4 protein-coding genes are annotated in these 5769 nt (G+C 44.9%); 1 reads left to right on the top strand and 3 read right to left on the bottom strand.

The annotated features are described in order from the left end of the window. From ylqF to V7D75_RS11640, 3 genes are all read right to left on the bottom strand, one after another. A partial coding sequence (gene ylqF / locus V7D75_RS11650) for a ribosome biogenesis GTPase YlqF (protein ID WP_333614692.1) occupies positions 1–510 on the bottom strand: 510 nt, incomplete at its 3' end. 173 nt (positions 511–683) lie between these two features. Next, positions 684–3695 carry a DUF2339 domain-containing protein gene (locus V7D75_RS11645; protein WP_333614691.1) on the bottom strand — a complete coding sequence of 1004 codons (3012 nt, stop codon included), beginning with the start codon at positions 3693–3695 and terminating at the stop codon, positions 684–686. Between the two features lie 247 nt (positions 3696–3942). Next, positions 3943–4683: a dienelactone hydrolase family protein gene (locus V7D75_RS11640; RefSeq protein WP_333614690.1), complete on the bottom strand. Its 741-nt coding sequence runs from the start codon at positions 4681–4683 to the stop codon at positions 3943–3945. Between the two features lie 204 nt (positions 4684–4887). On the opposite strand from V7D75_RS11640, the gene V7D75_RS11635 reads away from it, so the two are divergent. Beyond that, positions 4888–5508 carry a YcgN family cysteine cluster protein gene (locus V7D75_RS11635; protein WP_333614689.1) on the top strand — a complete coding sequence of 207 codons (621 nt, stop codon included), beginning with the start codon at positions 4888–4890 and terminating at the stop codon, positions 5506–5508. Positions 5509–5769: the final 261 nt, after the last annotated feature.

Below are 5769 nucleotides of genomic sequence, written 5' to 3'. Positions count from 1 at the left end.
AGTGTCATAGAGCATGATGTCATCGTCAAGTTTAATCAGCTGCTGCGACTTAGTAACCGCGGGCTCATCACCGGTTCTTGCTACCGCGCGCCCTGCTAAGGTGTTAATTAAGGTCGATTTACCAACGTTTGGAATACCCATAATCATGGCTTTGATTTGGCGACCGGTGCCGACTTTATTGGGTACGAGGGATTTGCATATTGCAATGATGCGCTTGACGTCATCGGCTTTATTATTGTCGCACGCCATGGCTTTAACGCCATCTTGTTGCTCAAGATATTCCATCCACGCTTTGGTCAATTCCGGATCAGCAAGGTCGGCTTTATTTAAGATTTTAATGACTGGTTTTTCGCCGCGTAATGCTGCGACCATTGGGTTTTCACTACTATAAGGAATACGCGCGTCAATCACTTCAATGACGACGTCCATCTGTGGCATGATTTCTTTGATTTCGTTACGGGCCTTGTTCATATGCCCAGGGAACCACTGAATACTTGCTCTCTTATCCATCTGCTTTACTAACCTTTTATAAAAAATGCTCAAAGTAAGACCATCGTCATTTACTTTTTAATGGCGTCCAGTTTACTACATAAGCAAGCTTTTAATGCTAAAAAGTACTGATGTTAAAAAGTAATGAGGCTAAAAATGCTCACGTTAACATTTCATGTAACGCACAGAGCGGACTATCCTGCAGGCTCGTCTGTTAAATCCTCACGCGCTGGTGGCAGTGGCGCTAAATAACCAACGACTAAGATTAAGCTACCCGCACCAAGGAATGAAATCACTCGCCAAATCGCCTCGGTCTGGGATAAATCAACCAGTTTTAACACCACAACGCCCAGCAGTCCAATACCCATAAACCATAGTGTTCGTTGTCCATAGCGGCTGGCGATGATGGTGGCGACCAAAGCAATGAGCGTCCATAAAATGGTTAGCCCGGTTTGTACTTGCTCGCTATTCCAAGCGCCTCCGGCTACTCCATATAAGCTACCAGTCCATAATAGTGTACCGATAAATGCGTGCAGCGTTCTGACCAACATGCTAGAGCCTATCCAAAAACCAATCAGCGCTAAGACAATGAATAGCATATCGTTTTTAGGAATGGCTTTTAATAGATTTCTCGAACCTCTCCCATGTGGCTGACGGATTAAATAAACGCCCAAGCCGTAAAACACCACCAGCCATAACGTCACATCATATAAGTTAAATAGGGGGAAATAAGGCAAGCCCCAAATCACGCCATCATAAGTAAAGTTGGTAAAAATCGCCCAGCCTAAAGTCATAGGTACAAAGAGTTTGGCACTATTTAACAGGGCTCGATGCCAGTCGAACCAATAAGGCGCAAGCGCTGAATTTGCTGCTTTTGATTGCTTATCATTGTACTGAACCATAGCATGACGCTGTGTCCACCATAATCCAGCCAGCATAAAGGCAACCGGAACTAAAATAGTCATGATACCTTTTGAATCAGGCAAGCCATAATGCATAGCTTCTGCCAACAGGATAATGCCAGCACCAAGCCAGCTCGCGCTATCAAAACTTTTTAACTCCAATTCTTTATGCCATGTTCTTAACCACAATTGCCCAACTACTAGCCAGCCTATGAGTAGCGTGATAAATATCGGCCAATGAAAGGTTGTCCATTGATAATCAAATTCATACTTTTGTGGCAGTTGAAACAGTAGCGCGGCATAAAATAGCAGCAATAACGCATGGCTAAACTGCCTAATCTCGCGCCACGCATGATAGTGATTGATTGCCTGATAAATAGCTAGGCTGGTTAAGGTGGCCAATCCTAGCAGCGCCGTCGTTGCTAAGCGCCAGCTGCCAAGCCATTGGTCAAAATCGATGACCAATACATACAGCAGCCAACCCATCGCAGTGAACGTCAACAGACGTATCAAGACTGGACTGCGCCACATTAGGTTAAACGCCACACTTTGGCTATTGATACTGGTAAGCCATTGCTTAGTAGCGAGTTCACCAATGCCCAAAGCTTTAGTATAGGCAGTCAGCGTATGATTGGCATTAAGCTGGTTGTTGGCGTCATCAATAGGTGAGTTGCTGGCGCGCAAAATAAACATCGTTGCTAGATAGCTGAGCGCCGAAATCGTCAACGCCAGCGTTGGATAGTCTTTAATCGTAAAGACCACATTTATCATCAGCATCGCGATACTGAGCAGCTGCAATAACAACCCAAACAATACTGACCATGCACGTAGTGAGCGCCGTCCAAACCATACCAGCGCCAGCCCTTGTACCGACCAGCCAAAGGCAATCCATTCAGCATCGAATGCCAGCGGAATCACTAGTGCCAAAAAACCAAAACCTAACGCCAGCATACCCTCGGTAATTAAGGCATATCGCTGACTACGCTTGACAAACACCCAGCCAATGCCCAAATAAATTGCCGCTAAAATAGCACTGGTGATGGTTAATCCATTAGGAATAGCGTCTAAAAGCCCTGCGAACAAACCAAAGGCTAGTATCGGCACGGAAAACAGCAAGCCGGTATCAATAGGGAATATATAGCTGTGGTTTCCCCAGTGAATTTTATTTACATCGTTTGGATATTTTACAGTATCTGGATGAGTAAAATTTTCTTCATTAAGTGTGTTATAAGCAATGATTTGCTGCGCGTAGCGAATGACGACAAACAGATATAGTAATACATGTAGCGCCACTAATAATACCAACGTCCAGCGCTGTGCCTCAATAACAGCGCTTAAATTTTCCGTAATACCCCAATGATAGGCCAGTCCAAAGGTGACCATCACGCCGAGAAGGTTGAGCATTTTCCAAGTACGGTAGTGAGCGAGGACAGCAATGGTGACGTTTAATAATAAATAATAGCTAAACAAGGTCACTAAACTGCCTGTGTCTTCACTGGTCAATATCGGTGCAAAGAAACCGCCAGAAAGTGCCAACAATGCCAACGGTAAAGCGTTTTGGCGCACCGCTAAGCCAATGGTGATGGCCGATAAGATGCCAAGTCCAACAAAGCTCGGCACACTCGCCAGCACGTGATAGACGCTATAGGCAAAAAAGGTGGTTAAATAAGCAATCGCTAAACCAGCGCCTTGCAAGGTGATGCCATAAGCAAAGCGATTTTTTGCTAATTTTAATCCGAGCAATGCGAGCCCTAAGCCAATGATGCCAATGCCAATAAGCTTTATGATAATCGGAATTTCGATATAATCGCTTAACAAGCGCAGCAATAACACCACCCCGACGAGCAACACCAAAACCCCAACGCGCACTACTAAGTTGCCGCCAAAAAACCAGTTTTGCATCGATTGAATGAGTGAGGTAACGATAGGTAAGGAGCGCTCGTCTGGCTCTATCGTTGTAACGGGGGTTCTCGATTTTGTCGATTCTGCTGGTTTTGGCTTTAAGCCGAGGTTTGCTTCTATGGGTTTGGCGCTAGCGTCAGCGGCTGTAACCGAATCTACTGCTGCTAACGGTAACGGTAACGGTGGCGGCATTGGTGACCGCGAGTTTGAAGAGGTATCGGGCGTTGCTGCAAAATGACTTTCTTGATCGCTATTTATATCGGCGTGAGAAGATTTTGCTGTAATTAAGCCCTCTTTTTGCCGTTTAAGCTCAGCTTGCAGCGCTGTCATATCATGACGCAATTGTCTGATTTGTTGGCTTATCCTGGCGTACAGGATGAGCACCACGATCAATAAAGCCATAAAAGCCAGCCAGCCCAGCTGATTTATCAATAGATATAACATCCTCGTCACTCAATCCCACTTATAATAGAGTGATGATGACGTTATTTGCTCATAAGCACAAGATTGGTCATGGTAGTTATTGTGTATAAGGACGAAAAACAGGGGTCGCTTTCTGAGAAAGTGACCCCTGTTTTTCGTCTTATGCTTTGTATTAACACTCGTTATAGTGAGCGTTTATACAATTTGATTGATGATATTTTTAAAATTATTCACCGAGATTGGTTTTCATAAACTCGAGCATATTTTCCCAGCTTTGCTTAGCAGCGGTTTCGTTGTAGCCAAGGTCAACATCGTTTTTGGCCGCGCGTTCATCGGCGTGCGGATTGGTAAAGCCATGTTTGGCACCGTCATAGACATCAATCGTGTAGTCAACATCGGCAGCATCTAGCTCTGTTTTTAGACTTTCGATTGCGTCCATTGACACCATCGAATCATCGCGGCCGTGAGCGACCAATACTTTGGCTGTAAAGTTCTTGTCAGCTGGCTGTTTTGCTGATGGATTGCCATGGAAAGTAGCAACCGCTTTTAATGGCATACCTTCACGCGCCATATCGAGCACTACTTTACCGCCAAAACAATAACCAATCGCCGCTAAGTTATCGCGATTAACCGCCAGTTGGTCACCAAAATCATTGAGTATTAAGCGGCAACGTGCCATTAGCATGTCTTGATCAGCAAGTACTTGCTCCATCCACATGTTGGCCATCGACGCGTCGCTGGTTAGCTTGCCTTCACCGTAAACGTCCATCGCCACCGCCGCATAGCCTGCTTTTGCCAAGCGCTCAACGACGGACTTTGGGTGATCGACCACGCCCCACCATTCTGGTGCCACCAAAATACCCGCTACTGGATTGTCTTCTGAGGCAGATTCTGGTAGCGCCACATAGCTGATAAGCTCAACGTTGTTTTCGGTAGTGCTTATTAATTCAAAAGTCTTAATTGACATATTATTGTCCTTTTTTTATGTTATGAAGTGGGTTTTATAAATGACTGTTTTATAGATGACTGTTTTATAAATGCTTGTTTTATAAGTGTTAACTGTCCGTATTTTGCTGCATTCTTTTATTTACTTCTCCTACCTTAACGCCCAAGCAGACCAAAAACAGCTATAATACTGTAACGCTCTTTATCAAAATGCTACGGCGACTTTATGATACTCAATTTGCTCAATCAATCTGAATCTCAATTAGCATCCGCTCTAGATTCCAAAACAACAACTGATTCAGATTCAGCGACGCAATCTGCTGGGCGCTTATTTCCTCACAGCCAAAACGATGCTAATGATCTATTGCGTCCGCAGTTTTGGTCACGTTTTGCGCTGTCAGAGCTAAACCATAGCGAATGGGAAGCGCTATGCGATGGTTGCGGTAGCTGCTGCCTAATCAAGTATATCGACGATGAGAATGTCAGCGATGACAATAATCATGAAGCAGAAATGGTTGAATATACCGATGTCACTTGTCAGCTGATGGATTGCGCGACAGGTTATTGCAAGCATTACGCCACGCGCCAAGAGCACGTGCCAGACTGTATTCAGCTAACTATGGAGAATTTGCCGCAAATGATGTGGCTGCCGTCGCACTGTGCTTATAAGCGCTTGTATAAAGGACAAGATTTGCCAAGTTGGCATCTATTACTAACCCAAGATGCAGTGCTGACCCAGCAGCAAATGCGCGCTGCCAATGTTGGCGTAGCAGGGCGCTGTGTTTCTGAGATTGGCATGACAGATGAGGAAATGGAGGAGCGGGTGGTAAATTGGGTTCAGCCTTAACCTAACTTTTTTTATAAAGGGTTTAATCTATGTCTATGCTTAATGAACAATGGATTTAACGTTACAATACCGCTTTGGAGAGTAGCTGCACCTCTTCGAAAATCTAGCTATTCTTTAGAATCTTGCGCGGCAGATTTGGCACTCGCTTCCGCATCGGCTTGTGAATCTGCTAGTGGCGGGATAGGAATATCTTGCCGAATTTGCTTGGAGAACTCGCGACTATTGATAGCGCTGTTTCCTGCCAGATTATCAAAACCGCGA

This window comes from Psychrobacter sp. (assembly GCF_036731945.1).
Taxonomy (GTDB): domain Bacteria; phylum Pseudomonadota; class Gammaproteobacteria; order Pseudomonadales; family Moraxellaceae; genus Psychrobacter.
Note: the sequence above shows the minus strand (reverse complement) of the source record. Positions and strands in the feature narration are given on the sequence as shown.